5 protein-coding genes are annotated in these 4384 nt (G+C 41.7%); 2 read left to right on the forward strand and 3 right to left on the reverse strand.

Annotated features, from left to right (window positions below; genetic code table 11):
• On the reverse strand, positions 1-111 hold a 111-nt coding region (locus LD39_RS22260; protein WP_197061446.1), incomplete at its 3' end, for an MGMT family protein.
• Between the two features lie 109 nt (positions 112-220).
• On the opposite strand from LD39_RS22260, the gene thiD reads away from it, so the two are divergent.
• Together thiD and LD39_RS16205 are read left to right on the forward strand one after the other, a co-directional pair.
• Complete coding sequence (thiD, locus tag LD39_RS16200; protein ID WP_035549771.1) at positions 221-1021, forward strand: bifunctional hydroxymethylpyrimidine kinase/phosphomethylpyrimidine kinase; 801 nt, start codon at positions 221-223, stop codon at positions 1019-1021.
• An 80-nt stretch (positions 1022-1101) separates the two neighbouring features.
• A complete protein-coding gene (locus tag LD39_RS16205; protein ID WP_035549774.1) occupies positions 1102-1725 on the forward strand; it encodes a Type 1 glutamine amidotransferase-like domain-containing protein in 624 nt (207 codons plus the stop codon).
• Between the two features lie 112 nt (positions 1726-1837).
• Here LD39_RS16205 and LD39_RS16210 read toward each other — a convergent pair whose 3' ends face one another.
• Complete coding sequence (locus LD39_RS16210) at positions 1838-2779, reverse strand: rhodanese-related sulfurtransferase (protein ID WP_035549778.1); 942 nt, start codon at positions 2777-2779, stop codon at positions 1838-1840.
• A 108-nt stretch (positions 2780-2887) separates the two neighbouring features.
• A complete protein-coding gene (locus tag LD39_RS16215; protein WP_035549781.1) occupies positions 2888-4237 on the reverse strand; it encodes an MFS transporter in 1350 nt (449 codons plus the stop codon).
• Positions 4238-4384: the final 147 nt, after the last annotated feature.

Consider the following 4384-nt stretch of genomic DNA (forward strand, 5'->3'; position numbering starts at 1 on the left):
TCTAGCTGCACGTGGGCTTCCGGCTAAACGTGCAACTTGTCCATAGGTCATTACCTTTCCTTCGGGTATGCATTGTATAATATGAATGGTTTTTTCAGTAAAAGGCTTCAAAAATACAACCTCCTCCTTGTTATCTTATCGTAAAGAAGGAAGGAATGAATAGCTTAACCAAAAAGAACTTTGATACAATTTATATAAGAAAGAGAGGAGTTATATACGAATGAGCATACCAAGAGTATTGTCGATTGCAGGATCTGCTTCGCAAGGAAGTGCTGGAATTCAGGCTGATTTAAAAACTTTTCAAGAGTTCGATGTATATGGAATGAGTGCGATTACAGCCCTTGTTGCTAACAATTCAACCACGGAACAAGGAATCTTTACTCAACCCATAGAGGCTGTTGAAGCACAAATTCACGCTTCATTGGAACATGTAGGCGTAGACGCTTTGAAAACTGGGATGTTGTTTACTCGGGAGATTATCGAGCGAACGGCAGCGTTGATTCGCTATTCTGGAGTGAAAAATGTAGTCGTTGACCCTGTCATGGTGGGGAAGATGGGCTCTCAGCTTCTTGAAGATGAGGCAATAAAGACGTTAGTGAATGAATTGATTCCATTGGCAACCGTCATTACACCCAACCTTCATGAAGCTGCACGCATGTTAGAATGCTCTGTACCTGAGACGCCTGAGGACATGAAAACAATCGCTCGTGACTTATATAACTTGGGTCCGGATTTTGTATTGATTAAAGGTGGAGCACTAAAGGACTATCCGGCTGTTGATATGTTATTTGATGGACGAAGTATTATAGAACTGGAATCCGAACGCGTACCTACCATTCATACGAGTGGGGCAGGGTGCACGTATTCAGCTGCCATAACTGCAGAGCTTGCTAGAGGAAATGACGTAGAAGAAGCAGTAAGAAGAGCCAAATCATTTGTAACCAGTGCCATAAGGTATGCCATATCCTTTGATCGAGGGATTGGTTCCACCTACCATGCGGCCCATCGCACTAAGAGATAATCCTCATTTTTCACCTCCGCTCATCTAATTTGCGGATGAGTAGGGGGGAGAAAAATGGCTTGATAGAAAGGGGATAACTGATGCATTCGACACACTTGTTTTTATTCGGTTCAGGCCCTCCTTTTAATAAGCGGCTCGGCACTGAATTCTCGCAGTTAGTGGGAAGGGGGGAAGTTGCGGTATTATATTTAGAACGGGAGGGCTCAGAAGGTTACTTGCCTAAGTATTGGGAAGAGATTGATACCGAGGAGGTTTACTGTCTTGCTCTAAAAGACCGCTACGAACCATTTGAGTTGGATCGAATTGAGGCTTGTAAAGGCGTAATTATCGGTGGCGGAGATACAGAGACATACAGGGATTATATAGTCGATACAGAATTGGGAGACATATTATTCAACCTATTTACTGATGGGAAGCCGATTGCAGGTTTCTCTGCAGGGGCTTTGATTTCTCCACAAATATGTGTCATCTCCCCTAAGGACAATAAGAAGGGTATTCCATTGTTTAAAAATGGACTAGGGTTAACGGATGAACTTATTGTTGCCGCTCACTATTTGGAATGGGAGGAAGAGCAACACCTGAAGGAAGCCATCCAAAAGATGGATGTACCTATTGGACTAGGGATTGCTGAACAGTCAGGGGTGTATTTGAAGAATAATAAGCTAACTTCATCAGAAGGATACATACATATCGAGCATAATTAATAACAGTTAACTACTTTTACGGCCTTATAGATGTTAAGTTTTTACAAGGAATAACAAACTTTTTCACAAAAAAAATCGCCCGATCAATGATCAGGCGATTTTTTACTTCCATTTAGCCAGAAATGCGGTCGTATTTATCAATTTGCTTTTTACGGTCGACATCCCAGCGATTTTCCGGATGTGCTTTACATTCTGCTGTACATGCTGCGTGGTGTTCTTCTTCACATTCTTTACAGCATACGTACTGACGGTTACACACAGGGTTACTGCAGTTAATCATGCGATCTTCTGCCTTTCCGCAGTGTTCACATTCAGCAACGATTTTATCTTCTACCTGATTAACAGGCACAGCGATGCGCTCATCAAAAACGTACATTTTTCCATCGAACAGCTCACCTTTGACTTCAGGATCTTTGCCGTAGGTAGTAATTCCGCCTTCAAGCTGATATACATCCTCTACGCCATTTTTCTTTAAGATACCTGTAAGCTTTTCGCAACGAATGCCTCCTGTGCAATAGGTAAGGACTTTTTTGTCCTTCCATTGATCAGCATTTTCAGCAATCCACTCTGGGAATTCGCGAGAGTGGTTGACCTCAGGCTGGATGGCATTACGGAAGTGGCCGATACGGTATTCATATTCGTTACGTCCGTCAATGACGATCGTGTCCTCACTTTTGAGCATTTCGTTGAATTCTTTAGGCTTCAAGTGTTTTCCGCCGAACGTCTTTGGATCAATATCATCGTTTTCGATACTCCAGTTCACAAGCTCTGGTTTTACTCGGCAGTGCATTTTCTTGAAGGCATGACCTTCATGCTCGTCTATTTTAAAATGAATATCTGCAAATCGTTCATCTGAGCGAACGTAATCCATGTATCGCTCAACTTGTTCTACGGTGCCGGAAACAGTTCCGTTGATCCCTTCATGAGAAACGATAACTCGTCCTTTCAATCCAAGATCTCTACAGAAGTTCAAGTGATTTTGGCAGTATTCTTCGTAATCAGGAAGGTCGGCATACTTATAATACAGCAGAACTCGATAATCTTTTGAGCTCATTGGTAATTCCTCCTATATTAATATCTATATCTATACTTTGATTTAATTATAAACAGAATTGTCCACACTTCATCATATTCGATTTTTTTATGAATTTCAAATGTAAATTTATTGAACATTTGCTATCTCTTTCACTTTTTTTGAATATAGGTAGAGTGTGAAAGAGGAAGCAGTCATGAGAACAATCAGCAGGCCATAAGGGATTTTGAATTCCGAAGCTGAATAGGGCTGTTGATTCAGTTCTAAAAGAATTCCAGCAAGTACAGATCCGGTCGCGCTTCCTATAAAGTGGATCTGCTGCTTTAACCCTATACCTGCGCCAATTTGTTCACTAGGTAAGATACGAGACACTTCATTGGTTGAACTTGAAGACAGGCTGGAAAACCCGAAACTTGTAAACATGTAGGCAATCATGATCATATACGGAGAATTTCCTGCTAAGAAGAAAAAGACAAGGGCGGAGATCATTAAAAGTCCGTGAGCCAGGAATAGAACTTTAATGTTCCCGTAAGCATCAATCAATCGTCCTACATAAATGGCGGCAACGGCTGAAAGAATGGCCCCAGGGAAGATGATAAATCCGATAGCGGCTGCCCCTCGACCATACACCTGTTCAAGCATGATCGGCATTAGAAATAAAACAGCGAAGTGCAGGGTGAATCCCATATAGCTCATGAAAACAATTCGTCGGTAAGGCCTGTTCAACAACAGTTCAGGTTGGATAAAGGGAGTTTCGGCCCGATTCACACGCCACCATAGAAATGCTGCTGAGATCAATCCCACTAATAAATATAGACTATTGAAGGTCGAGATATACAATAGAAACATCGTTGCGCTGATGCCAGACAATAATGCTCCAATGACATCAAAGCGACCTTGTTCTGCATTCTCTGTTGGCATAAATCTATACAATACCGGGATGACTAGAAAAACCATAACCGTGACAATGAATAAATAGTTCCAATCTAGATAATCAGTGATCACCCCTCCGACAACAGGGCCTAATCCAAACCCTAAGGATGTAGCTGAGGCAATCAATGCGAAAGCACTTCCCCGACGTGTCATCGGAATATATCTTCCAGCAAAAACCATAGATAATCCAGGAATTGCAGCTGCGCCAGCAGCCTGACATAAGCGTGCGATCAGCAGCCATACATAGCTATCAGCAAAGAAACCTAGAACGGAGGACAGGCTGAATATCAAAATACCAATGGTTAGTAATTTCCTAATCGGTTGATAATCGGACAGCCTTGTATACGTAATTGTAAAGATGGCAAGAACGATAGAATATCCTGAAACAATCCAAGCCCCCTCAGAAGGCTGGAGTGAAAAATCTTTTAAGATGTTGGGTAAAGCTATATTGAACATTGTTGTATTCATGACAACGATGAGAATAGACGCGCTCAAAATAAACACAGTTCGAAAGTGTTCATTTGAAGGACTTGGCGCTTTTTGCATCTGTCGCCCTCCTTTTTGATGTTTAGACACTCGAAATACTATACCATAACATCTTAGATTAGAAAATCAGCTGCATCTATTTTTTACATAAACCTAATACCACCTCAGGTCATCCAAAATTTGGATGACCTGAGGTGGTGATTTTTG

The organism is Halobacillus sp. BBL2006, from assembly GCF_000786645.1.
GTDB lineage: Bacteria > Bacillota > Bacilli > Bacillales > Halobacillaceae > Halobacillus.

Coding starts and splice junctions, on each gene's coding strand:
- LD39_RS16215 (WP_035549781.1), bottom strand. CDS start 4,237: ATGCAAAAAGCGCCAAGTCCTTCAAATGAACACTTTCGAACTGTGTTT.
- LD39_RS16210 (WP_035549778.1), bottom strand. CDS start 2,779: ATGAGCTCAAAAGATTATCGAGTTCTGCTGTATTATAAGTATGCCGAC.
- LD39_RS16205 (WP_035549774.1), top strand. CDS start 1,102: ATGCATTCGACACACTTGTTTTTATTCGGTTCAGGCCCTCCTTTTAAT.
- thiD (WP_035549771.1), top strand. CDS start 221: ATGAGCATACCAAGAGTATTGTCGATTGCAGGATCTGCTTCGCAAGGA.